A 25751-nucleotide genomic window follows, 5' to 3' on the forward strand; every position below is an offset into this window, starting at 1 on the left:
CACGTCGTTATGACGGGAAATATCACGTGGGGAACAGGAGATTCGGAAGAAAGAAAGGTAAGAGGAAAAATGGCGGTGGGCCAGGGATTCGAACCCCGGGAAGGCTACTAACCTTCGGCGGTTTTCAAGACCGCTGCATTCAGCCACTCTGCCAGCCCACCGGTTTTTCCATTCGCCGTCATTGCGACAGCGGTGAGCATGATACCGGAATTGCCTGTGCTGTCAACGCTCTGCATAAAACCCGCTGCATTTTTCAACATTAACGGTTTTTAATGGAATCCGGAAGACGTTTTCCTGTCGTAAATGATTGAAAGTTGCGTATCTGACACTATTATGGGAACCAGTATCCAGTCGTTATAAACGGAGATGACAATGGAAGACAGACGATTCGGCGTTCAGAACTCTCAGGGAGCCTATTCGACTCCCCAGACGGAGCGCGCGACCACAGGCATCAGCGATGATGCGATGAAGGTGTTGCGCAACACCTATATGCTGCTTGGCATGACACTCGCCTTTTCGGCGCTGACAGCATTCCTGAACATGAACGGAACCCACCCGGGCTTCCTGATCACCATCGTGGGATACATTGGGCTGCTGTTCGCAACCTATAAGTTGAAAAACAGCCCCTGGGGCATCGTGACTACCTTCGCCCTGACCGGGTTCATGGGATACACCCTGGGTCCGATCATTGGCGCCTTCGTAGCTGCCGGCGCTTCCTCGATTGTCGCCCAGGCGCTGACACTGACCGCAGTTGCGTTTGTTGGTCTGTCTGCCACGGCCATCATCACCAAGAAAGACTTCAGCTTCATGTCCAGCTTCCTGACCGCTGGTGCGTTTGTACTGATCGGTGCCATGCTTCTGTCCTTCCTGATGGAGAGCTCTGTTCTGCATCTGGCAGTGTCCGCCGGCTTCACGATCTTTGCTTCGATCATGATCCTGTTCGAGACCAGCCAGATCATCAAGGGTGGTGAGCGTAACTACGTCATCGCCACTGTTGGTCTGTATGTATCCATCTACAACCTGTTCGTCAGCCTGCTGCACCTGCTGTCTGCGTTCAGTGGCGAAGATTGATACCAGGCTGAATCAGCCGCTTCGAAACCCCGGCAGTTGCCGGGGTTTTTGCTTTCGGTAAACTGAAAGTCATTGTCTTGCAGACTTATAACGAACAGGAACCATGTCCGAAACCTTTACCCTGGTAATTACTGGCGCGCCCTACTCGTCTCAGGCGCCCCAGACTGCTCTCGGCTTTGCGAAGGCAGCGGTAGATGCTGGCCATCAGATTGACCGGGTGTTCCTCTACGGTGACGGGGTCCATCTGGCCTCTGCGCTCTGCGCGCCGCCGTCTGACGAAACCCACTGGCCAGACGAATGGTCCCGGTTTCTGACTCAGCACAAGATTCCCGGTGTGGCATGCATTGCCTCCGCGCTGCGTCGTGGCCTCGTCAACGAAACCGAACAGAAACGCTATGAATTGCCTTCGGCCAATCTTCGGGCCCCGTTTGAAATCGCTGGCCTCGGAGAATGGGTCGAGGGGCGAATCAAATCCACGCGCACGCTTTATTTCCACGCTGGAGACTGACCATGACCACACTGATCATGATTGACCAGCCTCCCTACGGCGCGTGGACCGGACGGGAAGCACTGGATATGGCGTTTTCGCTGGCAGCCTTCGACCAGTCGGCATCCCTGCTATTCACCGGGCCTGGCGTTAACTGGCTGAGACAGACTCAGCACGCCGGAGGCATTGAACAGAAGTCTGTGGAGAAGAATCTCGCTGCAGCACCGATATTCGGCATGGACGCGATCCTGGCTGATCGGGCTGCCTGTATTGCCTACGGCCTCGATGAGCATTCGCTGATTGAAGGCGTCACCCTGGTAGATGCTGATGCCGATCTCCTCACTGACTATGACCACACCGCATTTGCAGGTTAGCTCAGATGACTGACATCCAGACATTGCACATATTGAACAAATCCCCCGATCATCCCCGGGCCGCGCGGTGCGTTGAAATGATGTCTGCAGAAGACGGCCTTCTTCTGACCGGCAACGGCGTGCTGTTGCTGGCACGCGGGAACCTTCTGCCGGGCGCCAGCAAGGTCTTTGCGCTCATTCCGGACGTCGAGGCGCGCGGACTGGGAGATCTGAGCGGCAACGTCAGTTCTGTGGACTTTGCGGAGATGGTAACGCTTTCATTGCAGGCACAACGGGTAATCAGTTGGTAAACCATGGTCAGTAATGCAATGCCACAACGAAACAACGAAGGCTTTCTTGAAGACGCCCAGACGTGGACCGAAGGTGTCGCGACGGCCATCGCTGCCGAGGACGACGTGGATCTCACAGAAAAACACTGGGAAATCATAAAGTTTCTTAGATCTTTTTATAAAGAGCATGAAATGTCGCCACCCTCTAATCGCCTGTTTGTGAAGGCGGTCAAAGAAGCGCTCGGCGAGGATAAGGGGAACAGCATCTACCTGATGCAGCTGTTTCCCGGCACCCCTGCAAAGACCGCCTGCAGGATTGCGGGGCTGCCAAGGCCAACTAACTGTCTTTAGAGTCCTTTGAGGCAGCGCCGTCCTTCTGCCTGTTGCGTTCCAGGTCCGCTGCACTGCCAAGGAAGCTGCTCAGGCCGTTCTCAAACAGGCCAGAGCCAAATTTCAGGAACTGGCGGGTCGATTCTTTAACGGTGCCGTCAAGGGCGCTTTCTGGCAGTTCCCGGATGGTATCTGCCACACCCTTTTTTACACCGCGAGTCACCGCCGGTTCGATTTCCCGGCCGGCCTCAATCAGTTCCGCCACCCTGGCATCGAGGTATGGACGGACCACGAAACGCCAGAACCCCCAGAGAGTGACAAGCACGGCGCCAACGGTTGCAAGAATCTGGATTGTCAGTGTTAGCCAAAAAGGCATGGCCTTCCTCCTTGTACTCCCGATAACGGGATTCATTCCGGCTAGAAATTCAGATAGTTCAGGGAAACGAACTGGAGTAACCCTGCCAGGGCACCAAAAATACCGCCCACAATCATCAACTGGACCTCTTCTTCCCGGAACGCAGGGCGCAGGATGTCCTGGAATTCATCGGGTTTCAGCGCTTTCATCTGGCCGGACAGAACTTCGGCTACCACAGGTGCCCGCTCACGGTTAAAAGCCGGGTCACTGAACACGTCACGCGTAGCCAGTACCGCCTTCTGGTTCATGGCTTTCTTGAGCTCGGTGTAACCCGTCATACCAACGGTGACCTGCGCCGTCAGCTTCATGATGACAGAGTTGTCCAGTAAGGGGCGAAGGTGTTTCTGGATAATCGCACGGGTTCTGTCACCGTGGCTGCCGTTGATCATGGCGTCGGCAACCTTCTCTACAGTAATCAGTTCCTCCGCCACCAGCCTGGCCCAGACATCACTGATTTCTGGCTGCCTGCGCAAAAACAAACCCTGAACCTTCCAAAACAGGATTCGTCGGGGCTTGAGCGGCGCGAAAATCAGGTTGATGGCAATCCAGTTGGTCACGAAACCGACCACGAAGCCGCCCAGCGGCAGCAGCCAGGGCTCCGGATAGCGGGTCCATAAGGGCACAAGGAGAGCGCCAAGAATGCCTCCGATAACCGCACCTCGGTTGATCACAGACTGAAGCTCCACCGCACCGGCTTGCTGGAAAATCCGGTTCATCATGTCCGGATGTTTTTCGAGTTCGCGGCTGAGCAGAGCCTTGAGGTCGACCAACTCGTCCAGATCGTCACCAAAGTCCTCCACCAGCTCCTCTACCCTGGAGGGCAGCTGTTCACGGGCCCACTGATAAATCCGGTTTCTGACAAATAACGGAAGGTTGTCCCAAAGGACCGGCTGGATTTCGTACATAACCTCATCGATGTACTCATCCATCCGCGGGGTCACCTGGGAAATCACCTGCTCAACGATGCGCTGCGGTTCAAGCTTCCGGTAGACAGCGTTGAGGTCGCCGAACTGCCGAAGCGTCCTGTCGATGCAGATATGCGCCATCTTTTCCGCTTTGCGGGGAATAACGCCCTGCCACCCTATCAGCCCCACCCCGATGAACTGCACCGGATAGAAGGACATCTGGATGGCCAGCCAGTTGGTCAGCCAACCAACAACAGCCGCCATAAGAGGCACTGACAGAAGCGCAACGTCGAACAAGTTTGACCCCGGTAGAAGAGTGTAATCCGTTTTTAGGCGGTGATAATGCCGTTAACGGACAGACAGGATAGTACCTGCCTGCAGTTGCTGTGTATGCGACAAATGATGAAGTAATTGAAATGTCACAACATTGGCCGAGCAGCCATGGCGAAAGCGGTAATGCGGCAGGCCGAATAGATGCCGCGCCCCGCAGGGCGCGGCAAACCGGGCAGGAAGGACTTACTGGTAGTAGGCGTTTTCGGTGTAGGAGTGGTCGGTCACATCACGCACTGCAGTGATTTCCGGAACCCGCTCTTTCAAGGTTGATTCCACGCCCTGCTTCAGGGTCAGGCTGACTGCCGAGCAACCCTGGCAACCGCCACCGAAACGCAGCACGGCCACGGATTCGTCGACGATCTCCACAAGGGACACCTCGCCGCCATGGGCGGCCAGATTCGGATTGATCTCGGAAGCGAGTATGTAGTTCACCCGATCCGGCAGAGGTGCGTCGTCATCAATCTTGGGCACTTTTGCGTTTGGTGCCTTGATGGTGAGCTGCCCACCCATCTGGTCCTTGGAGTAATCCACGTAGGCCTCTTCGAGGAAGGGCACGGAATTGTGGTCCAGATACAGGATGAACTTGTCCAGATCTACCTGCTCGTCCGTCGGTACTACTTCGTTAGGCGGGCAGTAGGCCAGACAGGTTTCGGCGTTTTTGGTGCCGGGCTGGGTCACGAAGATACGTACGCCCATGCCTTCCACGTCCTGTTTTTCGATAAGTTGTGCAAGATAATCCCGAGCGGGATCTGTCACAGTAACCTGAGCCATGTTTTCAACCCGTTTGAAAGTTTGGATTCATTTTAAGGGAGTTCGCGGGAACATGAAAGACCAAGTAAAATAGTCGGGCTTTACGAAGGTAATGAATTTCCCGTATTGGCAGGTATTTGCAGTAGGCAATTGATAATCGTCATTCGTACTAAGACGGGCTCGGGCAATTTTGCTATGATCCCGCGCCATTGATTTTAATACCGCGTTTTTAACGACATCCGGAAGTAAACCTATGACCGATCGCACCACCCGTCTCGACCAGCTCCACAAGGCCCTGCAGGAACGCATCGTGATCCTTGATGGCGGCATGGGCACCATGATCCAGAATCTCAAGCTGGACGAGAAGGCGTTCCGTGGCGATCGGTTTGCCGACTACGAGCGGGAAGTTCAGGGCAATAATGACCTGCTGAACCTGACCCAGCCCGCCCTGCTCCGCAACATCCACGCGGACTACCTGGACGCCGGCGCAGACATTATCGAGACCAACACCTTTAACTCCACCCAGCTTTCCCAGGCGGACTATGGGCTGGAAGCGATTGCCAGGGAACTGAACGTGGCCGCAGCCGAACTGGCCCGGCAGATCGCGGATGAGTACACCGCGAAAAACCCGGAAAAGCCGCGATTTGTTGCCGGTGCCGTCGGGCCGACATCGCGGACCGCCTCCATCTCACCGGATGTCAATAACCCGGGCTACCGCAATGTCGATTTCCAGACCCTGGTCGATAACTACTACGAAGCGGTAGGAGGCCTGGTCGAAGGCGGCTGCGACCTGATCCTGATTGAAACCATTTTCGATACGCTGAACGCGAAAGCGGCGATCTACGCCACTCAGCAGTATTTTGAGGACAGCGGCATCACCCTGCCGATCATGATTTCCGGCACCATTACCGATGCCTCCGGCCGAACCCTTTCCGGTCAGACCACCGAGGCTTTCTGGAATTCGGTGGCCCACGCCAAACCCATATCCGTTGGCCTGAACTGCGCACTGGGGGCCGACGCCCTGCGACCTTATGTGGAAGAGCTGTCTGCAAAGGCGGAAACCTATGTCAGCGCCCACCCGAATGCCGGCCTTCCCAACGAGTTTGGTGAATACGATCAGACACCCGAGGAAATGGCCGAGATCATCGAAGGCTTCGCCCGTGACGGTTTTCTGAACATCATCGGTGGCTGCTGTGGCTCCCGGCCGGATCACATCGAAGCCATCGCCCAGGCGGTGTCCAAGTACCCGCCCCGGAAGATTCCCGAACGCCCGAAAGCGTTGCGTCTTTCTGGCCTTGAGCCGTTCACAGGCGACGACAATGTTCTGTTTATCAACGTGGGTGAGCGGACCAACGTCACCGGCTCCAAGCGCTTCCTGCGTCTGATCAAGGAAGAGCAATACGAAGAGGCCCTCAGCGTCGCCCGTGATCAGGTGGAAAACGGTGCCCAGATCATCGACATCAACATGGATGAGGGCATGCTGGAGTCGAAAGAGGTGATGGTCACCTTCCTGAACCTCGTCGCCTCCGAGCCGGATATCTCCCGGGTGCCGATCATGATCGACTCCTCCAAGTGGGATGTGATCGAAGCAGGATTGCGCTGCATCCAGGGCAAGGCGGTTGTGAACTCCATCAGTCTCAAGGAAGGCGAAGAGGAGTTCGTCAAGCGCGCCAGAGATTGCATGCGCTATGGCGCCGCCGTGGTGGTAATGGCCTTTGACGAACAGGGCCAGGCAGACACCTACGAGCGCAAGACCGAGATCTGCAAGCGCTCTTACGACGTGTTGACCGGCATCGGCTTCAACCCGGCGGATATCATTTTTGATCCGAACATCTTTGCCATTGCCACAGGCATCGAGGAACACAACAACTACGCGGTGGATTTCATCAACGCCACCCGCTGGATTCGGGAAAACCTGCCCCACGCCTCAATTTCCGGCGGCGTGAGCAACGTGTCCTTCTCGTTCCGCGGCAATGATGTAGTCCGTGAAGCCATCCACTCGGTGTTCCTCTACCACGCCATCAAGGCGGGGATGAACATGGGCATCGTGAACCCCGGCCAACTGGTGATCTACGATGAAATCGATCCGGAGCTCAAAGAGCTGGTGGAAGATGTTGTCCTGAACCGCCGTGATGATTCCACCGACCGGCTCCTTGAGATCGCCGAACGCTACAAAGGCAAAGGCGGCAAAACCCAGGAGGAAGACCTGGCCTGGCGTGAATGGCCGGTGGAGAAGCGCCTGGAACATGCACTGGTCAAAGGCATTACCACCTATATCGTGGACGATACCGAAGCCTGCCGCCAGAGAGCCACACATCCCATTGAGGTCATTGAAGGCCCATTGATGGATGGCATGAACGTGGTCGGAGACCTCTTCGGCGATGGCAAGATGTTCCTGCCCCAGGTGGTCAAAAGCGCCCGCGTCATGAAACAGGCTGTTGCACACCTGATTCCCTACATCGAAGCGGAGAAAACGGAAGACCAGAAAGCCAAGGGCAAGATCCTGATGGCCACGGTAAAGGGCGATGTCCATGATATCGGCAAGAACATCGTGGGAGTGGTCCTGCAATGCAACAACTATGAGGTGATTGACCTGGGTGTGATGGTGCCCTGCGACAAGATCCTCGCTGCTGCAAAAGAACACGATGTCGACCTTATTGGTCTGAGCGGTCTGATTACACCGTCTCTGGACGAAATGGTCCACGTGGCTCGCGAGATGCAACGACTCGATTTCAACATTCCGCTGATGATCGGTGGCGCAACAACTTCCAAGGCGCATACCGCGGTAAAAATCGAGCCCCAGTACAAGAACGACATCGCGCTGTACGTGTCGGACGCATCCCGCTGCGTGAACGTCGCATCCCAGCTTCTGAGCAAGAATGCGAAGCCCGAGTTTGTGGAAGCCGCCCGAACTGAATATGACGAAATCCGCGAGCGCCGCAAGAACCGGGGTGACCGCACCAAGCTGGTTTCCCTGAAGGAAGCTCGTGATCGCGCCCCCGACATCTCCTTCGAAGGCTACCAGCCTCCAAAGCCGGCTTTCACCGGCATCCGGGTGTTCGAGGAATATGACCTCAACGAGCTGGTGGACTACATCGACTGGACGCCGTTCTTCATGTCCTGGGATATTTCTGGCAAGTACCCGGCCATTTTTGATGACCCGAAGCGTGGCGAGGCTGCCCGCCACCTCTTTGACGATGCCCAGAAGATTCTGCACCGGATGATTGATGAAAAGCGGGTCTCTGCCCGTGGCGTCATCGGTTTCTGGCCAGCCAACCGCCGCGGTGACGATGTTGTGCTTTACACGGACGAATCCTGCACCGAGGAGCTGACTACCCTGCATCACCTCCGTCAGCAGGATGAAAAGGCACCGGGCAAACCCATGATGGCGCTGTCGGATTTTGTCGCGCCTGAAGGCTCCGGGACGGTGGACTACGTGGGCGGTTTCGCGGTCACCACCGGCATTGGTGCAGAAGAATTCTCGGTAGAGTTCAAAGATGCCAACGACGACTATAACGCGATTATGGTGAAGGCGTTGGCCGACCGCCTGGCAGAAGCTTTCGCCGAGCGGATGCACGAGCGGGTTCGCCAGGAGTTCTGGGGCTATGCCGCTGATGAAAAGCTGGCCAACGATGACCTGATCAAGGAAAGGTACCGCGGAATACGTCCGGCACCCGGCTACCCGGCGTGCCCGGACCACACGGAGAAGGCAACCTTGTTCAATTTGCTTGAGGCCACTGATACTGCAGGCATTGAGTTGACCGAGCACTTTGCCATGTTCCCGACCGCTGCCGTCTCCGGCTGGTACTTTGCGCATCCGGAATCCAAGTATTTTGCGGTAGGGAAAATTGGCGCTGACCAGGTTGAGGACTATGCTGAACGCAAAGGCATTTCCAAGGCCGAGGCAGAACGCTGGCTTGCGCCAAGCCTGGCGTACGATCCGGCAGAGTAAGCTTCGGGTGAAGCACAGATCAGGGGCGGATGTATGACTGAATCTTCAGAAGCGGAAAAACGGGACGAAAAAAAGCCGCGTGGACCTGGCGTATTGAAAGTCATGCAAAGCATACTCGCAGGCGCGTTCGGAGTTCAGTCCGACAAGCGCCGGGAAGAGGACTTTTCAAGCCATAGCCCCTGGCCTTACATCATTGCCGGCATTCTGTTCACAGCCAGCTTTGTTGTAGGCCTGATCGTTATTGTAAATCTGGTCCTGGCGAGCCAGTAGACTACTGGCCAGCTACCCAGACCACCGCGAAAGCCACGGCAAGAACCACCAGCAGAACTGCGGCAACGGCATCGGCCTGACTGTCAGAACGTGCGGTCTTTTTCATGTCTGTTCCTCTTTCCGAGTTTTTGTCTCGTGTTTTTCTTGTTATCACGGCAGCAGCGCACACTGCTAACGTCATCCTCCAAGTTAAGCAGTTAATTGATATTCGTCCAGTCCCTTGTTCCTTCTGCTTATCGCCTGAGTCGATAAACATATTTTGAAATAATCATTTTAAGAATAAAAACCCGCTGTTATCCTTCCCGTCAGATATAAGGCCGTCGGCCTGGATATGTCGCTTTCAAGCAGGATCTTCCCACTATGTACGTATATGATGAACACGATCGGCAAATGGCTGCCGAGAGGGTTGCCCAGTTCCGTGACCAGACAGAAAGAGCGCTGGCCGGAGAATTGGCTGAAGACGAGTTTCTTCCCCTTCGCCTGCAGAACGGCCTGTACGTTCAGCGTCTTGCCCCCATGCTCAGGATCTGTGTTCCTTACGGCATGATGCGCTCAGACCAGCTTCGCCGGCTTGCGCGAATCACCCGGGACTACGACAAAGGCTATGCGCACTTCACCACTCGCCAAAATGTGCAGCTTAACTGGCCGGCGCTGGAAGACGTTCCCGACATTCTTGCAGAACTCGCTGAAGTGGAAATGCACGCCAACCAGACCAGCGGCAACTGCATTCGTAATACCACCACAGACCAGTTCTCCGGTGTTCAGTCGGACGAGATTGCGGATCCGCGGCCCTACTGCGAAATCATTCGCCAGTGGTCCACGTTCCATCCGGAATTTGCCTTCCTGCCGCGGAAATTCAAGGTTGCCGTAAACGCGTCCGAGCAAACCGATCGAGCCGCCATCCAGGTGCACGACATCGGGCTTCAGATGGTACGCAACGAGGCCGGCGATCTCGGTTTCCGGGTACACGTGGGCGGTGGTCTTGGCCGTACGCCCATGGTCGGGCCGGTAATTCGCGATTTCCTGCCGGAACTGGATCTGTTGACCTACCTGGAGGCCGTGCTTCGCGTCTATAACCGATACGGTCGGCGCGACAACAAGTTCAAGGCCCGGATCAAGATTCTGGTGAAGGCTCTGACCCCTGAGGGCTTTGCTGAAAAGGTGGAAGCAGAGTGGCAGCATATCAAGGAATCCCCGACCCGGCTGACGCCCGAGGCGATTCAACGTATCCAGGGCTACTTTACCGAACCGGATTACGCAGCTATCGACAATGCCACGGACCTGCTGGCCAGCCAGCGGTTTGAGAACCGGGGCTTTGACCAGTGGCTGACCCACAACGTGGACACCCACAAGAAGGCAGGCTATGCCATCGTCTCCCTGACGATGAAGAAAACCGGCACTCCTCCTGGCGATGTCAGTGACAAGCAGCTTGAACAGATTGCCGATCTGGCAGACGAGTTCAGCTTCGGTGAAATCCGGGTCACTCACCAACAGAACGTGGTGCTGGCCGATGTGCGCCAGGATCGGCTGTTTGAACTGTGGCAGGCGATTACGCCCATGGGTTTCGGTACCGCGAACCTGAACACCCTGACTGATGTTATCTGCTGCCCCGGCGGTGATTACTGCGCCCTGGCCAATGCCAAGTCCATCCCGGTGGCCGAGGCCATCCAGCGGCAGTTCGATGATCTGGATTATCTGTACGACCTGGGCAATATCGATCTGAACATTTCCGGCTGCATGAATGCCTGCGGCCACCACCACGTCGGCAACATTGGTGTTCTCGGTGTCGACAAGAAAGGCCAGGAGTTCTATCAAATCAGTCTGGGCGGGTCGTCCCATCATGATGCCTCAATCGGCAAGATTCTGGGGCCTTCCTTTGCACGGGATGAGATGCCCAAGGTGATTTCAAAGATCATTGATGTCTACGTGGACAAGCGCACGGAAGAGGAAACCTTCCTCGACACCTATCGCCGCGTAGGAATTGATCCATTCAAGGAGCGGGTTTATGCCTAACGTTATTTCTCCGGATGGCAGCATCCGCCAGGACAACTGGGTAGTGGTGCCCCGCCCCGCCGAGGGCGAATCGCTGGATATTCCGGCCGACCAGCCGGCGTTAATCCCTGCGGATCTCTGGCTGGCAGGCTATGAGCATTTTACCGGACGGCAGGAGATTGGCGTGTGGTTCGACAGCCACGACGAGCCGGAGATTCTGGACGGTCGGGTGAACGAACTGCCGGTAATTGCTGTGAATTTTCCGAAGTTCAGTGACGGGCGTGGTTACAGCATTGGCCGGCTACTGCGTGAACGTTTCGGCTACAAGAATGAGCTTCGGGCGATTGGAGACGTGTTGCTGGATCAGCTGCAGTTCATGAAGCGCTGCGGATTCGATGCTTATGTCCTTCGGGCTGACAAGGACATCAACAAAGCTGCGCGGTGCCTGAACTTCTTCAGCCAGGGCTACCAGGCCGCGACCGATACGGAGATCCCGCTGTTCCGGCGTCGGGCCTCCTAGTTATGAAGCTTTAGAGTACGAAGAGAGGGGCTTTTCCCTCTCTTCTATTCCATCTTATCGGTTGGAGTCGCTTCTTATTTAGAGTGATCCAGGACAATCTTGCCGGCTGATTCACCTTTCAAGAACGCCTTCAGCGCCCCATCCAGCTCACTGCGACCGATATCCCGGGCAGACGCTTCGGTCTTCGGACACGCCCACTCCCCGGCGAATTTCTTCCATACCGCTTCTTTCTCTGGCAGGGGAATCTCTACCGAATCGACACCCAGCAGATTCACGCCTCGCAGGATAAACGGCAGCACGGTGGTCTGAAGGCCCGGACCGGCTACGAGACCACAACAGGATACTGAGCCACCAGGCTTGATCTGCTTGAGCAGTTCGGCCAATGGGCTACCACCCACCGTATCGACAGCGTTCGCAAATGCCGGTTTAACGAGGGGTTTCTTATCCTCGGCCAGGGTTTCACGACCCACAACTTCTTTAGCCCCAAGAGCTTTGAGATCGTCTGCATGGTCGGCCTTGCCGCTTATGGCGACGACGTCGAACCCAAGTTTGGCAAGCAGTTCCACCGCAACGGTGCCAACGGCACCGGAGGCTCCTGAAACAGCGACTTTGCCCTGCTCCGGCTTGGCGCCCATAGTCAGAAGCTTCTGAACACAGAGACCGGCGGTGAGGCCGGCGGTGCCATAGATCATAGCGGTACGAGCGTTCCATCCTTCCGGCATGGGAACACACCAGGCGGCAGGTACGCGGATGTATTCGCCAAAACCGCCGTCTGTATTCATGCCCAGGTCGTACCCGGTCACGATAACCGGACTGCCGTTCGAGGGGTTGCCAGTGGCGGAATCGACGACCTCTCCTGCTGCATCAATACCCGGGGTATGGGGAAAGGAACGGGTAACGCCCTTATTGCCGGAAGCCGACAGCGCATCCTTGTAGTTGAGAGAAGAGTGGCTTACCCGTATCAGGACGTCACCATCAGGAAGGTCGGCAGTACTCAAAGATTTCTCCGCACCGACATACTCGCCGTTCTGCTCTTCAACGCGCCAGGCCTTGAATTCGGAATTGGTGGTCATCATTCTTCTCCGCTTTCGGTGGTCTACTGGAACTTCTGGTTGCGGAAGGCGCCCAGGACTTTCCAGACAGTGTGTTCAAGCGCCGAACTGGTGGCCAATCCGAGTTTTTCCGGAAGGGTCCGCTTGCGCTGATATGCCACTGAGACTACGTCTGCCCGGTCGCAGGCTTCAATGAGATATTCGTCGGAGGTCTTGATCTCGTCGATCAGTTTCACTTCGAGCGCTCGCTTGCCGAACCAGATATCTCCATTGGCAACGGCTGCAATGTCCAGGTCCGGCCGGCGTTCGCTGACATACTCTTTGAAAAGACCGTGAGTGTCTTCAAGATCTTCCAGAAATTTCTGTCGGCCTTTATCGGTGTTTTCACCAAATATAGTCATGGTGCGTTTGTGCTCTCCAGCGGTGAGCACCTCGAAGTCCACGTCGTTCTTCTTGAGGAAACGATGGAAATTCGGAAGCTGGGCAACCACACCGATCGAGCCCAGGATGGCAAAGGGCGAAGCAACGATCCTGTCTGCGACGCAGGCCATCATGTAGCCTCCACTGGCCGCCACCTTGTCAACGCAGGCGGTGAGGCGAAGACCCTTGCTGCGAATCCGGTCCAGCTGGGCGGCCGCAAGGCCATAGGAATGAACCAGCCCACCACCGCTTTCGAGGCGGATAACCACTTCGTCTTTTTCCGGATCGGCAATACTCAGCACCGCAGTAATTGCCCTGCGAAGCGGATCTGTGTCGCTGGCTTTGATATCGCCGTCGAAATCCAGAACATAGACGCGACCACGACTGTCATCCTGCTCATCGGTATTCTTCGCGGCCTTGGCCGCTTTCTTCTCCGCCTTCTGAGCCTTTTTCCGGGCCTTCTGGAACACCTTTCTTTGGTGATCAGACATCAGCCGTGACTGAATCGATTCACGCAGCTTTTCGTATTTCTCGTTGAGTTTCCGGATCTTGAGTTCTCCCTCGCCCTCATGATCGCCCCGATCCTTCTGGGCCGCGGACATGATGACAGAGATCACTACCAGGGCCGCCACCACGAAAGTAACGATCTTGGCCAAAAACAAACCGTATTCTGTCAGGAACTCCAAAGTGCTTCTCCAACTCAGTGTGCGGGAACAAGAGTGTAACTTACCGAATTTATGGTGATAAGGAGAGCAAAAAAATTAAAACAAGCGTTCGATCGATCTTGACAGGGCCGACCACTCACCATAAAGTCGGATTGCGAGGTCGGCTCTACCCGGGCACCCGATCAGGCTCGTGCAGCCAGGGACATCAAGCCGTCGTGATCATGACTAGACAACCATCAAAAGGGTAAAACAATGTCTGTAGCTCAGGTATTTGAACAACTCGAACAGAATTTCAACGCAGACGCAGCTCAAGGCCTGGACCTGGTATTCCAGTTCGACATCGAGGACGACAAGACCTACCACCTCGTTATTAATGACGGCACCTGCAAAATGCACGAAGGCGCCCATGACGATCCATCCGTTACCCTGATCATGAACTCCGAAACCCTGCAGGGCATCGTTTCAGGCGAGACCGACGGCATGCAGGCATTCATGGCAGGTCAACTGCGCGCCGAAGGCGATATGATGCTGGCAACCAAATTGGGCGAACTGTTCAAGATGGGCTGATTGCCCCCCGTCAAGCACAAAAAAGCCTGCGTCTCGACGCAGGCTTTTTTTATGCCCGAGAATCTATTGATTCCAGAACTGCACGGCTTCCCTCGCCTGCTCGTTTACCGGAACAGCAACCAGACCCGAAGAGGATAGCTTTACCTCGAAAACAGCCCCATCCCGCATTGGCATGAACGTCATGCTTCCGTCCACGGCCTCCACAAACGGCAAGTTGAATTGACGGTCCCACTGCCAGAGATCAGGCCAGATGCCTTCAGCGAGGCCTATGGAAGTCCTCGGAGCCGACCGCTCCTGCTCAAGCGACGTGTAACGCCCGCTCAATTGCTCGAGCCGGTAACCGGGAGCGATATCAAGCCAACGGAAGGGGCCGGTAAAACGGAGAATCCTGGCGTCCATCTGCCATTGATCGCCCTGCAGCGTTCTCACCACAGACAACCCATCCTGACTCTGGAGGGAAACCTGCCAGATCTGTTCGGCCTGTCTCTGGGTGGAGATGCTTGCCGCGGTCTGCAAGCCTACCAGTGAATGATAGCTGCTCAGATTTACCGCAATCACGAGGACATATAAACCGGCCAGAATGACACCGAAAACCGCCGTTCCTTTAATCCAGGTGAGCAACCATCGGGGGTGCCTGAAAAACAGCAGGCCCGCTATAACCATCACAGCGCCGGCAGCGGCCAGTACAATGATAGCGAGCGTGTGGGACATGGAACTACAAACCTACATCGTCCAGCGACGATTCAGCCAGTTTCAGTAGATCTACGTTGCGGTCTTCGCTTTTGCCAATACTCTCGATGTAGTACTCCAGCGAAGTCAGAGCGTCCGCCAGCGCCTCGAGCACCTGGGCGGCTGGCGCTTCCTTCGCATCCAGCAAGCGCTCCTGGATTGAAGCCGCAACCCGCTCAAGAACCCCGGCGGCTCCGGGATCATTCACCATTTGCAGGCCACCCCAGATGCTGTGCAGGGTTGCAGGCAGATTGGCAAGATGCAGTTTGTCGTAGTCGGATTCGATAAAAGCGGTGATTGCACGCTTTGCCAGGGTCAATGCCCCACGGGCTTCGTCAGCCACGACATAGAGCGCCTCACGGAGGTAGACAGACTCCTCCCGCTTGCGTTCACCACCGGCCAACGCGTCGGTTTCCGACGTGATGCCGCGGGTCACGATCTGCATGACGGCGTCTTCGATTCCCAGGACGGAATCGGCGAGTCGATACAGTTCATCATCACCGGGCAAGCGAGATTCTGCTTCCCAACCCCGAAGCTTGCTCGCCTCTTCTCTTGAAACGCCCGCCAGCTTGTTCAGGTCAAGCATCACCAAAGTGTTGGCCAGTCGTTCGAGGGCATCGGCAATCGAAGACAGCTCCGCCAGATCCGGCTCGATACCGCGTTCAATGATGTCCAGCTTGTCCTTCAACTGGTTCAGTTCATCCTGAAGGGCTTCCGAAAGGGATTTAAGGACATCACTGCCAGGACCGTACAACCTGCTCGCATGGGCTTCCAGCATGGAATCCGGAAAATCCGCCGGCGCGAGATGGTAAGCGGATAACACCTCGGTAACTTCAGGGTTAGCAGACCCGCTGCGGTACAGCAGATAGACCAGATCCCGAATCAGCGAATCCGGCGCGTCTTTACCCGTGGCAACCTTGCCCACGTACACCACTTCCCGGGCGTACTTCTCGATCCGCATGAACATGCGCTTGCGGGCCTTGTTAAAGACCATAGCGCGATCAAGCATGGTGTCCGCAACAATGCCGACAAGGCACCACATCTGCCCCATAGGTGCGCCCTGGCAAAGGCGGGCAAGTCCTCTCGAAGCGCGGCCAATCAATTTCTTGTTTACCACATCGTTCCGGTCGCGAAGAATTCCCAAAAGCGCAACCTGGAAGGTCAGGCGCATGCGACGCGCCATGACTTCGTAATCCGCCTCATTGCCTTCAAACGGCTGCAATGACAAACCGGCACAAAAATCCGGCCTCTCTTTGACATCGACATCAAAAAAACAGGATTCGGGATAGGGTTTTTCCCGGCGGGCCTCTCGGAGGTCATTGATCACGGGAAGCAACAGCTCGGGATGATCTTCCCGCTGCTGATGATAGTACTCGACATAGCGCCGAAGAATGAACAGAGCGCTATTGAGGGTAGTAAGGAGGATGTTTTTGTCGTCATTAGCGCCAACGGGAACGTCGTTGGCCATAGTTACTGCTTCCTGGCACAGCAGGGTTCCGCCCCGCAGCTCCACCAGAATAAAAATGCCCCGCAACTGGTTGATGAAATCAACACAGTTCTGGAGATCCTCACCCCTTTCGCGGTTTTCCTGAAAGCGTTCAAGGCTGGATTCTGCCTGCTTGATGGTCTGCTCTATTTCACTTTTGACCAGATCAAACGACTGCGATTTCGTCGCGAGAGACGACTGAACCATAAACGCTTCCCGTTAATGTTGCGGAGACTACCGCATCCTCTTTGGTGGTCACTGGTCCGGCTGTCGCGTACCAGGCCTTTTTGTTCTGGGCCGGCTAACCCCTTTTCCGGCCAAAGCCAGTTCGCAAAAAACTGGCGAACTTATCATTACTTATAACATAAAACTCAAGTACCTCAAGAAAGGCGGAATGTAACATTTGGTACAGCCCGACCCAGTTCTCATTCCGGGCTCTGGAGTTTACCCCACACAGTTTCGCCCGCCTGTTTTTCGAGCAGGGACATGAACTCTTCGTGGGCTTCGGCCTCTGAACTGGAGGCACGAACCACCGACAGGGGCGCTCTGTCAGCAGGCAGCCTTCGAATTCCGCCGTTACCGCCACCGTTCTCGGATCCGGCATCCAGTGACAGCGCGGTCTGGCCACCGGTAAGCAGGAGGTAAACATCGGCCAGGATCTCCGCATCCAGCAACGCGCCGTGGAGGTCACGGTTGCTGTTGTCCACACCGTAGCGCTTGCAGAGCGCATCAAGGTTGTTCTTCTGCCCCGGGTGACGGGCCCTTGCGATAGCGAGCGAGTCCACGATTCCGCAGTGGTCCGCGGTTTTCCGTACCGGCTTGAGACGGGCGAATTCCGAGTCCATGAAGCCGACGTCGAACGCAGCGTTATGGATAACCAGCTCGGCGCCCTTGATGAACTCGAAGAACTCATCGGCGATTTCCGCGAAACGGGGTTTGTCGGCAAGGAACTCGTTGGTGATGCCGTGAACAGTGATCGCCTCAGCCTCTACTTCCCGGTCCGGGTTGATATAGACATGGTAGTTGCGGCCGGTGAGCTGGCGCTCCATCAATTCAACACAACCGATCTCGATGATCCGGTGACCTTCTGCCGGGTCGATACCCGTGGTTTCTGTATCCAGTACGATCTGTCTCATTGCCTGTACCTGGTTAACTGTATTTATGCGCTCTGAATCTATGCGCCGGAAAGCTCGTCGACACCGCGATTGGCCAGTTCATCCGCCAGTTCATTGTCAGGAACACCAGAGTGCCCTTTTACCCAGTGCCAGTTAATCTGGTGCCGGGCCACTTCGGCATCCAGCTCGCGCCAGAGATCTTCGTTCTTCACGGGCTTTTTCGCGGAGGTCTTCCAGCCGTTCCGCTTCCAGCCTGCCATCCATTCCGTAATGCCTTTGCGCACGTACTGCGAATCCGTAAACAGCTCCACCTCGCACGGGCGCTTCAGGGCCTCCAGACCGCGGATGGCTGCCATTAACTCCATGCGGTTGTTCGTGGTATTCGTCTCCCCGCCGTGCAGGGTCTTTCGATTGTCGCCATAGCGCAAAACCACGCCCCAGCCGCCGGGCCCGGGGTTGCCTTTGCAGGCGCCATCCGTATAGAGGATTACCTTGCCGGCCATTCAGCCTCCTGATTTAATTTTCGGTGATTCACTTCGGTCTGTTAATCGGCGAGCCACTGCGGCTGCAACCTCGGGAGGCGCCAACGGTACCGGTGCCCGGCAGGGCAATCACCTTGCTTTGGCGCCAGACGGGGCGCCTTGGCAACCGGGCGTGGACGCGTTTTTTGGCAAGGATACAGTAATAGGCGCCTACTGGCAGGAGTCGATTTCCGGACAAACGGTTGTCAATCCGGCTCGTCGGCTTGCGACCACTGCGCTGCAGTGGTGGCCTGAAAAACCGGGTAATCGACGCTTCGACATTAAAGCCCAGCAAGTGCAGCCAGTCTTCCATGCGTCCGCGCAAGAGGAAGCGACCGCCCCACGGGCCCTCGCTGCTCCTGGAGATCAGTTTGCGCGCGCCCCAGAGGCTCAGAGGGTTAAAACCAAACAGCGCCATCGTGCCCTCTCCCCGGAGCACGCGCGCCGCCTCGCGAATCACCTGGTGAGGGTAAGGAGAGAAATCGGCCGTGTGATGCAGCACGACAAGATCCATCGAGTCACCGGGAAAGGCCAGCTCGTCGGCATCGCAGATGGCGACTCCATCCGGAATATGGGGATACCATCTTGGCGCTGTCATGATCTTCTGGGAAAAATCCGTGCCGGTAGCCAATGGCAGCCGATGGCTGATCCCCACCTGCAACTGCCTGGCGCCTGTCAGACGCTGTAGCTCGGCGTCGACAAAGCGTCTCTGGTCGGCCAACAGTGCCCGACCAAGCGGGGTCTGGAACCAGCGCTCAAAGCTCTCATGTCTGGCGGAATAATCAACTGCCTCGGATTCACTCACCAATGCGCCACTCCAGGAAGCCCTTTCCCATGGTTGGGGCCTTGTATTTAATGCTCTATCATATCAGTCACATTCGATAAGCACATGTGGGGCCCTATGCTGACCATTTCCGCCATACCCGCCTTCAGTGACAACTATATCTGGTGCCTTTCCGACACCGCCAGCGACAAGGCGCTGATCGTGGACCCGGGCCAGGCCCAACCGGTCCTGGACCATCTGGCCGAGAACGGACTGACCCTGGATACCATTCTGGTGACCCACCATCATCCGGACCATGTCGGCGGTGTCAAAGAATTGCTCTCCCGTTTTCCGGATTGCAGGGTAACGGGCCCCGCGGATTCGCCCTACAAAGGCAGTACCAACCTGGTTCATCCCGGTGACGAGGTGATCTGGGAAGATATCACCTTCCAGGTCCTGGGCGTTCCCGGCCATACTCTCGATCATATTGCCTACTTCACCGACGTCGAGGTAAATGGTCGGCCGGTTCTCTTCTGTGGCGATACCCTTTTTGTCTGTGGATGCGGACGTCTGTTCGAGGGCTCACCGGAGCAGATGCGTCAGTCTCTTCAGACCCTCCGGGCGCTGCCTGGCAAGACCGCCGTTTACTGCGCCCACGAGTACACCCTCGCGAACCTGCGCTTTGCCCGCAGCTGGTTGCCGGAAGACGAAGGTCTCCGGACGTTCGAGCAGGAGTGTCAGGCCGCCCGCGATGCAGGAGAACCGACGGTTCCTTCAATCCTCGAGAACGAGAAACGGCTCAATCCGTTTCTGCGGTGGGATGATCCGGCGGTAGTGGACTCCGCCCGGGCCTATTGCTCAAGCCGCGGCCTGCCCGCCGATTCCGATAACGCTATTTTTGCGGCCATTCGCCACGGCAAGGATAATTTCTGACGCCTGGTGATACGCACTTAACAAATCCTCTCAGAGCCGTAACGAGAGGTTTCTTGACCCCTTTTTAATCGGTCCCATAGAATCATTTCAAAATTGTGACCGTAAATTGTTCAATATGCCGGAGTTTCAGATGCTGAATCCGGCCTCAACCTGAACCCGGATGCTGTTATGTCGGCCAGACGATTGTCGTTTTTGTTTTTCGCCGGAGCCCTCGCAAGTGGCTGCACCAGCCTGATCAGCCAGGGAGAGCAAAGCCCGCTGAACACACAGGAAGTCACGGTCGCCGCGGGCGATGAAGGGCTCAAGAAAGCTGTCGAGACCGGAGAAAACCGTGACGCTGCCCGCGACGAGCCGCTGGACGAAGCTATTGCTCCGGAATTGAAGGATGCTGCCAGGGATGCCCGGGAGAAGCTCGACAATCCGGTTCAGAAAACCGCTGAGGCGGAGGCAGTTGAGCAAGATCTGTGGGCAAGACTGCGCTCAGGATTTGTTCTGGATCACGATATCGACAATGAACGGGTTCGGGACCAGTTGAACTGGTATGCCCGACATCCCGGCTACATTGACCGGGTTGTGGAACGCGGCAGTCGCTACCTTCACTATATCGTCAACGAGACCGAAAAGCGGGGCTTGCCTGCCGAATATGCTCTGCTCCCCGTTGTTGAAAGCGCGTTCGATCCGTTTGCGTACTCCCATGGGCGCGCGGCCGGTCTCTGGCAATTCATTCCCTCCACGGGCAAATACTTTGGCCTGACACAGAGCTGGTGGCACGATGACCGTCGTGACGTCATCGCCGCAACCGACGCTGCCCTGACCTATCTCGAGCGCCTCGCAAACCGGTTTGATGGCGACCACACGCTCGCCCTTGCCGCCTACAACAGCGGCGGCGGCACGGTTTCCAGCGCCATGCGCCGCAACCGGAACGCCAACAAGCCGACAGACTTCTGGTCTCTTCACCTGCCCCGGGAGACCAGACACTACGTCCCCAAACTGATTGCTCTGGCGAAAATATTCGACAATCCCGAGGCCTATGGCATCGAACTGCCATCGCTGAAAGACGAACCCTACTTCGAAGTTGTTGATACCGGCTCCCAGCTCGACCTTGCCCTGGCGGCAGAACTGGCCGGAGTAGATGTCGACGAGATCTACCTCCTGAACCCCTCCTACAATCGCTGGGCAACTTCGCCGGATGGACCTCACCGGTTGCTCGTTCCGGTTGGGAATGCGGAGACGTTCCGTGCCGCCCTGGCTGAAATTCCAGCCAATCAACGGGTGTCCTGGCGCAACTACGAAGTCAAATCCGGAGACAGTCTCAATTCGATCTCCCGCAAGTTCTCCACAACGCCGTCAGTGCTGCAGCAGGTCAACAATCTGGACAGCGACCTGATACGAATTGGCCAGCGCCTGATGATTCCCTTTGCTTCCAAGGGCAGCGATGCTTACGCCCTGAGCGCCTCCCAGCGCCTTGAGCGCAAACAGGAGCGTAAGCGGGACGGTAACAAGGTTCGTTACACGGTGCGCAAGGGCGACACCTTCTGGGACATTGCCCGCGAGCACCGGGTGTCCGTACGTGAAGTTGCTGCCTGGAACGGTATGGCGCCGGGCGATCCGCTGATACCCGGCAAGGAACTGGTCATCTGGTCCAAAACCAGTCAGCCGACGGTTGTGGCAGCCAACAGTGGCCGTGGCAAGGCTATGGTTCGGAAAGTAGGCTACCGGGTGCGCAAAGGCGACTCCCTTGCCCGGATTGCCAGCAGGTTTTCCGTGAATGTGCGGGACATCGCAAGCTGGAACGATCTGAATACCGCCCGTTATCTGCAACCCGGGCAAAGTCTGGTACTCTACGTTGATATCCGAAACAGTCCCTGACGTGCGAGACTTATGACAAGAACACGGAAAGCCTCATCCCTTACGTCGTTTTTATCAGCCCTGGCACTTATTGCCACACCGCTTATCTCACCCTTTTCCGTCGCCGACGAGGCAATGCCAGCCCATGGCATTGCCATGCACGGGGACACCAAATACCCCGCCGGGTTCAGCCACTTCGATTACGTGAATCCGGAAGCCCCGAAAGGCGGCACCCTGAAAATGGCGGTTGTTGCCAACGGCTTCGACTCATTCAATCCTTTTGATATCCGGGGTGTTGCCGCCGCGGGCATCAGCAACTATCTGTATGACACACTCCTTGAGTCGTCTGACGATGAGCCCTTTTCGGCCTACGGCCTGATTGCCGAATCCCTGGAGACACCCGAAGACCGGAGCTATGTGGTTTTCAATATCCGTGAACAGGCGCGGTTCCACGATGGCGAAGCCATTACCGCTGAGGATGTGAAATTCTCCTTCGACACGCTTACTACCCAGGGGCACCCCTTCTTCCGGAACTACTACGCTGACGTCGAAACAGTCACGATAGAAAGCCCTCAGCGAGTACGTTTTGACTTCAAGGAAACCAGCAATCGGGAGCTGCCGCTGATCCTCGGCCAGATGCCCATTTTGCCCCAACACTACTGGGCCGATCGCGAATTTGGCAAGAATGGCCTCAACCCGCCGTTGGGCAGTGGCCCCTACCGGATTGGTGACTTCGAAGCAGGCCGGTCGATTACTTACGAACGGGTTGACGATTACTGGGCACAGGATCTTGGCGTCCGGAATGGCCGCTTCAACTTCGATCAGATCACCTACGACTACTACACCGATGACACCGTGGCGCTGGAGGCGTTCAAGGCCGGCAGTTTCGATTTCCGGTTGGAGTCTTCTGCCAAGAACTGGGCCACAGCCTACACCGGGGAGCGTTTCGAAAACGGCACGATCATCAAGGAAGCCATCGAGCATCACCGGCCTTCAGGCATGCAGGGTTTTGCCTTCAACACCCGCAGAAAGGTGTTTTCCGACCCGCTGGTTCGTGAAGCGCTGGCCTATGGTTTCGACTTCCAGTGGGCCAACAAGAACCTCTTCTTCGACCAGTACACCCGTACTGACAGCTACTTTGAAAACAGCGATCTCGCTTCCTCGGGTCTCCCCACCGGCCGTGAACTGGAAATACTCGAACCTTACCGGGATCAGTTGCCCGATGATGTGTTTACCGAGGAGTACCAGCCACCCACCACCGAAGGCCAGCAGGGCCTCCGCGAGAATCTGAGGACGGCTCTGGGTCTGCTCAAGTCCGCCGGGTATATCATCCGCGATGGCAAGATGGTACACGGCGAAACCGGCGAACCACTGGCGTTCGAAATCCTGCTGTTCCAGAAAAGCTTCGAGCGGGTGGTTCTGCCTTTCAAGAACAACCTCGGCCGTCTCGGTATCGATGTGACCGTACGCCTCGTGGACAGCAACCAGTACATCCAGCGCCTACGGGAATTCGATTTCGATATGATCACCCAGGTGTTCGGCCAATCGGATTCCCCGGGCAATGAACAGCGGGAATACTGGCATTCATCCACCGTGGATGCCAAAGGCTCACGGAATTACATGGGCGTGAGCGATCCGGTGATCGACGAGCTTGTGAACATGGTCATTCAGGCGCCAAACCGAGAGGAACTGGTTTACCGGGTTCGCGCCTTGGACCGGGTTCTGCTGCACCACTATTATGTGATTCCTCACTGGCACCTGAGAAGCGACCGTGTCGCCTACTGGAACCATCTGCAACGTCCAGCCGAGACGCCGAAAAACGGCATTGATCTGGACAACTGGTGGGCGAAGCCCTGAGGAAAACGCCGCCAAATGGGCATCTACATACTCAGGCGTCTGGCGCTGATCATCCCCACGCTGATCGGAATCATGCTGCTCAACTTTGTCATTGTGCAGGCGGCCCCCGGTGGTCCCGTTGAGCAGCTTATCGCTGAGATGGAAGGCCACGGCGGCAGCGCGCTGGCCCGGGCTTCCGGTGGTGGAACAGGTGGCGAGGTAGCCGACTCTTCCGGCGACACGCGTGGTTCCCGCGGCATACCCGATGAGCTTCTGAAAGAAATCGAAGTCATGTATGGCTTCGACAAGCCTGCTCACGAACGCTTCTTCAAGATGCTTGGCGATTACGCCACCTTCAACTTCGGTGATTCCTTCTTCCGGGAAAAAAGCGTCATCGACCTGATAATCGATAAAATGCCCGTTTCGATCTCCCTGGGGCTGTGGTCGACGCTGATCATCTATTTTATTTCCATCCCCCTGGGCATCCGGAAAGCCGTTACAGACGGCTCCAGGTTCGATGTCTGGACCAGCTCAGCCATTGTGGTGGGCTACGCCATTCCGGGCTTCCTCTTCGCGATACTGCTCATCGTGTTGTTTGCCGGGGGCAGTTATTTCGACTGGTTTCCGCTCCGGGGCCTGACCTCTTCGAATTTCGACGAGCTTACCTGGTACCAGAAAATCGGGGATTACTTCTGGCACCTGGCGTTGCCCGTCACCGCAAATGTGATCGGCGGTTTTGCCACCCTGACCCTGCTTACCAAGAATTCCTTCCTGGATGAGATCGGAAAGCAGTACGTGGTAACCGCCCGCGCCAAGGGTCTGGACCAGAAAGAAGTGCTGTATGGCCACGTATTTCGCAATGCCATGCTGATCGTGATTGCCAGCCTGCCAGGCGTCCTTGTCGCTCTGTTCTTTACGGGCTCCCTGCTGATTGAAGTGATCTTCTCCCTCGACGGGCTCGGGCTGCTCGGTTTCGAGGCGGCCCTGAACCGCGACTATCCCGTGATCTTCGGCACCCTGTATATCTTCACCCTGATGGGCCTGATCCTGAAGCTGATCAGCGACATTACCTACGTCCTGGTCGATCCGCGGATCGATTTTGAAAGCCGGGAGGGTGCGTGAGTTTCCGGTCTCTGACTCCGATCCAACAGCGGCGCCTGCGGAACTTCCGGAAAAACCGCCGGGGTTTCTGGTCTTTGTGGATTTTTCTCGCCCTGTTCGGCCTGTCACTGGTCGCCGAGCTCATTGCCAACGACTCACCGCTGGTCGTGTCGTACAAAGGCGACCTCTACTTCCCGGTGGTCCAATCCGTGCCGGAAGAAACCTTTGGAGGTTTCCTGCCCACGGAAGCCGATTATCGCGATCCCTTTATCGCCGATGAGATAAGCGCCAACGGGTGGATGGTCTGGCCACCGATCCGGTTCAGCTACAACACCATCAATTACGATCTCGAGGTTCCGTCACCGGCGCCGCCGAGTGCAGAGAACTGGCTGGGGACCGACGATCAGGGCCGGGATGTTGCAGCCCGGGTGATCTATGGCTTCCGCATTTCGGTTCTGTTCGGCCTTACCCTGACCATCGCCAGTTGCATTGTCGGCGTAGTGGTCGGCGCCATCCAGGGCTTTTACGGCGGCAAAATTGATCTACTGGGCCAGCGCTTTATCGAGGTCTGGTCCGGCCTGCCGGTACTGTATCTGCTGATCATTCTCTCGAGCATTGTGCAGCCAAACTTCTGGTGGCTGCTGGGCATCATGCTGCTGTTCAGCTGGATGGGGCTGGTGGATGTGGTCCGTGCGGAATTCCTGCGTGCCCGTAACTTCGAATACGTCAAAGCTGCCCGTGCACTGGGTCTGGACAACCGCAAAATCATGTTCCGGCATATACTCCCCAATGCCATGGTAGCCACACTGACCTTCCTCCCGTTCATTCTGACGGGGGCAATTACCGGCCTGACCTCCCTGGATTTCCTGGGCTTTGGTCTGCCCTCCGGTTCACCCTCGTTGGGGGAACTGATTGCCCAGGGCAAGGCCAACCTGCATGCGCCCTGGCTGGGCATATCCGCCTTCGTATCGCTGTCGCTGATGCTCACCTTGCTGGTGTTCGTGGGTGAAGCCGTACGCGATGCCTTCGATCCGAGGAAGAGCTGAT

Annotated in this window: 25 protein-coding genes and 1 tRNA gene; 15 read left to right on the forward strand and 11 right to left on the reverse strand. The window is 56.5% G+C overall.

Annotated elements, in window-relative coordinates; all coding sequences use genetic code 11:
* Positions 1–70: 70 nt before the first annotated feature.
* Positions 71–161, reverse strand: a tRNA-Ser gene (locus tag ACGK9W_RS06765).
* A 211-nt stretch (positions 162–372) separates the two neighbouring features.
* Between ACGK9W_RS06765 and ACGK9W_RS06770 the strand changes: the two genes are divergently transcribed.
* From ACGK9W_RS06770 to ACGK9W_RS06790, 5 genes are all read left to right on the forward strand, one after another.
* The gene (locus ACGK9W_RS06770; RefSeq protein WP_008171674.1) at positions 373–1071 is read left to right on the forward strand and encodes a Bax inhibitor-1/YccA family protein; all 699 of its coding nucleotides are present in this window, start codon (positions 373–375) and stop codon (positions 1069–1071) included.
* Between the two features lie 103 nt (positions 1072–1174).
* Complete coding sequence (tusD, locus tag ACGK9W_RS06775) at positions 1175–1579, forward strand: sulfurtransferase complex subunit TusD (protein ID WP_008171675.1); 405 nt, start codon at positions 1175–1177, stop codon at positions 1577–1579.
* A gap of 2 nt (positions 1580–1581) precedes the next feature.
* Positions 1582–1932: a DsrE family protein gene (locus ACGK9W_RS06780; RefSeq protein WP_008171676.1), complete on the forward strand. Its 351-nt coding sequence runs from the start codon at positions 1582–1584 to the stop codon at positions 1930–1932.
* A 5-nt stretch (positions 1933–1937) separates the two neighbouring features.
* Positions 1938–2222, forward strand: coding sequence for a sulfurtransferase complex subunit TusB (gene tusB / locus ACGK9W_RS06785; protein WP_008171678.1), 285 nt, complete (start codon positions 1938–1940; stop codon positions 2220–2222).
* 3 nt (positions 2223–2225) lie between these two features.
* Positions 2226–2552 carry a TusE/DsrC/DsvC family sulfur relay protein gene (locus ACGK9W_RS06790; RefSeq protein WP_008171680.1) on the forward strand — a complete coding sequence of 109 codons (327 nt, stop codon included), beginning with the start codon at positions 2226–2228 and terminating at the stop codon, positions 2550–2552.
* On the opposite strand, the gene ACGK9W_RS06795 is transcribed toward ACGK9W_RS06790, so the two are convergent.
* The 3 genes from ACGK9W_RS06795 to nfuA form a co-directional block, all read right to left on the reverse strand.
* Positions 2539–2907, reverse strand: coding sequence for a hypothetical protein (locus ACGK9W_RS06795; RefSeq protein ID WP_008171682.1), 369 nt, complete (start codon positions 2905–2907; stop codon positions 2539–2541). The genes ACGK9W_RS06790 and ACGK9W_RS06795 overlap by 14 nt on opposite strands.
* Positions 2908–2948: 41 nt before the next feature.
* Positions 2949–4148 carry a DUF445 domain-containing protein gene (locus ACGK9W_RS06800; RefSeq protein WP_405419860.1) on the reverse strand — a complete coding sequence of 400 codons (1200 nt, stop codon included), beginning with the start codon at positions 4146–4148 and terminating at the stop codon, positions 2949–2951.
* 219 nt (positions 4149–4367) lie between these two features.
* The gene (gene nfuA, locus ACGK9W_RS06805; RefSeq protein WP_008171684.1) at positions 4368–4955 is read right to left on the reverse strand and encodes a Fe-S biogenesis protein NfuA; all 588 of its coding nucleotides are present in this window, start codon (positions 4953–4955) and stop codon (positions 4368–4370) included.
* A 232-nt stretch (positions 4956–5187) separates the two neighbouring features.
* Between nfuA and metH the strand changes: the two genes are divergently transcribed.
* The 4 genes from metH (at position 5188) to ACGK9W_RS06825 (ending at position 11668) form a co-directional block, all read left to right on the forward strand.
* Positions 5188–8886 (forward strand): methionine synthase, encoded by a 3699-nt coding sequence (gene metH, locus ACGK9W_RS06810; RefSeq protein ID WP_008171685.1) that lies wholly within the window; start codon positions 5188–5190, stop codon positions 8884–8886.
* Between the two features lie 33 nt (positions 8887–8919).
* On the forward strand, positions 8920–9156 hold the full coding sequence (locus ACGK9W_RS06815; RefSeq protein ID WP_008171686.1) for a DUF2970 domain-containing protein: 237 nt from the start codon (positions 8920–8922) through the stop codon (positions 9154–9156).
* Positions 9157–9516: 360 nt separating this feature from the next.
* A complete protein-coding gene (locus ACGK9W_RS06820; RefSeq protein WP_008171688.1) occupies positions 9517–11169 on the forward strand; it encodes a nitrite/sulfite reductase in 1653 nt (550 codons plus the stop codon).
* A complete protein-coding gene (locus ACGK9W_RS06825) occupies positions 11162–11668 on the forward strand; it encodes a DUF934 domain-containing protein (protein ID WP_008171689.1) in 507 nt (168 codons plus the stop codon). The genes ACGK9W_RS06820 and ACGK9W_RS06825 overlap by 8 nt, the downstream gene beginning before the upstream one ends.
* A gap of 74 nt (positions 11669–11742) precedes the next feature.
* Here the strand turns inward: ACGK9W_RS06825 and ACGK9W_RS06830 are convergent, their stop codons facing one another.
* Together ACGK9W_RS06830 and sohB are read right to left on the reverse strand one after the other, a co-directional pair.
* Positions 11743–12741, reverse strand: coding sequence for a YhdH/YhfP family quinone oxidoreductase (locus ACGK9W_RS06830; protein ID WP_008171691.1), 999 nt, complete (start codon positions 12739–12741; stop codon positions 11743–11745).
* Between the two features lie 23 nt (positions 12742–12764).
* Complete coding sequence (gene sohB, locus ACGK9W_RS06835) at positions 12765–13826, reverse strand: protease SohB (RefSeq protein WP_008171694.1); 1062 nt, start codon at positions 13824–13826, stop codon at positions 12765–12767.
* A gap of 231 nt (positions 13827–14057) precedes the next feature.
* Between sohB and ACGK9W_RS06840 the strand changes: the two genes are divergently transcribed.
* A complete protein-coding gene (locus ACGK9W_RS06840; RefSeq protein ID WP_008171697.1) occupies positions 14058–14372 on the forward strand; it encodes an SCP2 sterol-binding domain-containing protein in 315 nt (104 codons plus the stop codon).
* 63 nt (positions 14373–14435) lie between these two features.
* Here ACGK9W_RS06840 and ACGK9W_RS06845 read toward each other — a convergent pair whose 3' ends face one another.
* From ACGK9W_RS06845 to ACGK9W_RS06865, 5 genes are all read right to left on the reverse strand, one after another.
* Positions 14436–15083, reverse strand: a complete 648-nt coding sequence (locus ACGK9W_RS06845) for a multidrug transporter (protein ID WP_405419867.1) — start codon at positions 15081–15083, stop codon at positions 14436–14438.
* A 4-nt stretch (positions 15084–15087) separates the two neighbouring features.
* Complete coding sequence (locus ACGK9W_RS06850; protein WP_008171700.1) at positions 15088–16794, reverse strand: hypothetical protein; 1707 nt, start codon at positions 16792–16794, stop codon at positions 15088–15090.
* A gap of 218 nt (positions 16795–17012) precedes the next feature.
* Positions 17013–17723 carry a DNA polymerase III subunit epsilon gene (gene dnaQ / locus ACGK9W_RS06855; RefSeq protein WP_008171703.1) on the reverse strand — a complete coding sequence of 237 codons (711 nt, stop codon included), beginning with the start codon at positions 17721–17723 and terminating at the stop codon, positions 17013–17015.
* 38 nt (positions 17724–17761) lie between these two features.
* Positions 17762–18205, reverse strand: a complete 444-nt coding sequence (gene rnhA / locus ACGK9W_RS06860) for a ribonuclease HI (protein ID WP_108018639.1) — start codon at positions 18203–18205, stop codon at positions 17762–17764.
* 28 nt (positions 18206–18233) lie between these two features.
* On the reverse strand, positions 18234–19028 hold the full coding sequence (locus ACGK9W_RS06865) for a class I SAM-dependent methyltransferase (protein WP_014577168.1): 795 nt from the start codon (positions 19026–19028) through the stop codon (positions 18234–18236).
* Positions 19029–19124: 96 nt separating this feature from the next.
* Between ACGK9W_RS06865 and gloB the strand changes: the two genes are divergently transcribed.
* The 5 genes from gloB to ACGK9W_RS06890 all read left to right on the forward strand — a co-directional run bounded on the left by gloB (position 19125) and on the right by ACGK9W_RS06890 (position 25750).
* The gene (gene gloB, locus ACGK9W_RS06870) at positions 19125–19919 is read left to right on the forward strand and encodes a hydroxyacylglutathione hydrolase (protein ID WP_008171709.1); all 795 of its coding nucleotides are present in this window, start codon (positions 19125–19127) and stop codon (positions 19917–19919) included.
* Between the two features lie 168 nt (positions 19920–20087).
* Positions 20088–21788, forward strand: coding sequence for a LysM peptidoglycan-binding domain-containing protein (locus tag ACGK9W_RS06875; RefSeq protein ID WP_405419873.1), 1701 nt, complete (start codon positions 20088–20090; stop codon positions 21786–21788).
* Positions 21789–21800: 12 nt separating this feature from the next.
* Entirely contained in the window at positions 21801–23624 is a 1824-nt protein-coding gene (locus tag ACGK9W_RS06880; RefSeq protein ID WP_039881892.1) for an extracellular solute-binding protein, read from the forward strand.
* A gap of 15 nt (positions 23625–23639) precedes the next feature.
* Positions 23640–24725, forward strand: a complete 1086-nt coding sequence (locus ACGK9W_RS06885) for a microcin C ABC transporter permease YejB (protein ID WP_008171714.1) — start codon at positions 23640–23642, stop codon at positions 24723–24725.
* Entirely contained in the window at positions 24722–25750 is a 1029-nt protein-coding gene (locus ACGK9W_RS06890) for an ABC transporter permease (protein WP_008171717.1), read from the forward strand. Before ACGK9W_RS06885 ends, ACGK9W_RS06890 begins: the two co-directional genes overlap by 4 nt.
* Position 25751 lies beyond the last annotated feature (1 nt).

Source organism: Marinobacter flavimaris (assembly GCF_045057155.1).
Lineage (GTDB): Bacteria > Pseudomonadota > Gammaproteobacteria > Pseudomonadales > Oleiphilaceae > Marinobacter > Marinobacter manganoxydans.

Excerpts from the sequence above, each read along its gene's own strand:
- ACGK9W_RS06770 (WP_008171674.1), top strand. The coding sequence starts at position 373 with ATGGAAGACAGACGATTCGGCGTTCAGAACTCTCAGGGAGCCTATTCG.
- tusD (WP_008171675.1), top strand. The coding sequence starts at position 1,175 with ATGTCCGAAACCTTTACCCTGGTAATTACTGGCGCGCCCTACTCGTCT.
- ACGK9W_RS06780 (WP_008171676.1), top strand. The coding sequence starts at position 1,582 with ATGACCACACTGATCATGATTGACCAGCCTCCCTACGGCGCGTGGACC.
- tusB (WP_008171678.1), top strand. The coding sequence starts at position 1,938 with ATGACTGACATCCAGACATTGCACATATTGAACAAATCCCCCGATCAT.
- ACGK9W_RS06790 (WP_008171680.1), top strand. The coding sequence starts at position 2,226 with ATGGTCAGTAATGCAATGCCACAACGAAACAACGAAGGCTTTCTTGAA.
- ACGK9W_RS06795 (WP_008171682.1), bottom strand. The coding sequence starts at position 2,907 with ATGCCTTTTTGGCTAACACTGACAATCCAGATTCTTGCAACCGTTGGC.
- nfuA (WP_008171684.1), bottom strand. The coding sequence starts at position 4,955 with ATGGCTCAGGTTACTGTGACAGATCCCGCTCGGGATTATCTTGCACAA.
- metH (WP_008171685.1), top strand. The coding sequence starts at position 5,188 with ATGACCGATCGCACCACCCGTCTCGACCAGCTCCACAAGGCCCTGCAG.
- ACGK9W_RS06815 (WP_008171686.1), top strand. The coding sequence starts at position 8,920 with ATGACTGAATCTTCAGAAGCGGAAAAACGGGACGAAAAAAAGCCGCGT.
- ACGK9W_RS06820 (WP_008171688.1), top strand. The coding sequence starts at position 9,517 with ATGTACGTATATGATGAACACGATCGGCAAATGGCTGCCGAGAGGGTT.
- ACGK9W_RS06825 (WP_008171689.1), top strand. The coding sequence starts at position 11,162 with ATGCCTAACGTTATTTCTCCGGATGGCAGCATCCGCCAGGACAACTGG.
- ACGK9W_RS06830 (WP_008171691.1), bottom strand. The coding sequence starts at position 12,741 with ATGACCACCAATTCCGAATTCAAGGCCTGGCGCGTTGAAGAGCAGAAC.
- ACGK9W_RS06840 (WP_008171697.1), top strand. The coding sequence starts at position 14,058 with ATGTCTGTAGCTCAGGTATTTGAACAACTCGAACAGAATTTCAACGCA.
- ACGK9W_RS06845 (WP_405419867.1), bottom strand. The coding sequence starts at position 15,083 with ATGTCCCACACGCTCGCTATCATTGTACTGGCCGCTGCCGGCGCTGTG.
- ACGK9W_RS06850 (WP_008171700.1), bottom strand. The coding sequence starts at position 16,794 with ATGGTTCAGTCGTCTCTCGCGACGAAATCGCAGTCGTTTGATCTGGTC.
- dnaQ (WP_008171703.1), bottom strand. The coding sequence starts at position 17,723 with ATGAGACAGATCGTACTGGATACAGAAACCACGGGTATCGACCCGGCA.
- rnhA (WP_108018639.1), bottom strand. The coding sequence starts at position 18,205 with ATGGCCGGCAAGGTAATCCTCTATACGGATGGCGCCTGCAAAGGCAAC.
- gloB (WP_008171709.1), top strand. The coding sequence starts at position 19,125 with ATGCTGACCATTTCCGCCATACCCGCCTTCAGTGACAACTATATCTGG.
- ACGK9W_RS06875 (WP_405419873.1), top strand. The coding sequence starts at position 20,088 with ATGTCGGCCAGACGATTGTCGTTTTTGTTTTTCGCCGGAGCCCTCGCA.
- ACGK9W_RS06880 (WP_039881892.1), top strand. The coding sequence starts at position 21,801 with ATGACAAGAACACGGAAAGCCTCATCCCTTACGTCGTTTTTATCAGCC.
- ACGK9W_RS06885 (WP_008171714.1), top strand. The coding sequence starts at position 23,640 with ATGGGCATCTACATACTCAGGCGTCTGGCGCTGATCATCCCCACGCTG.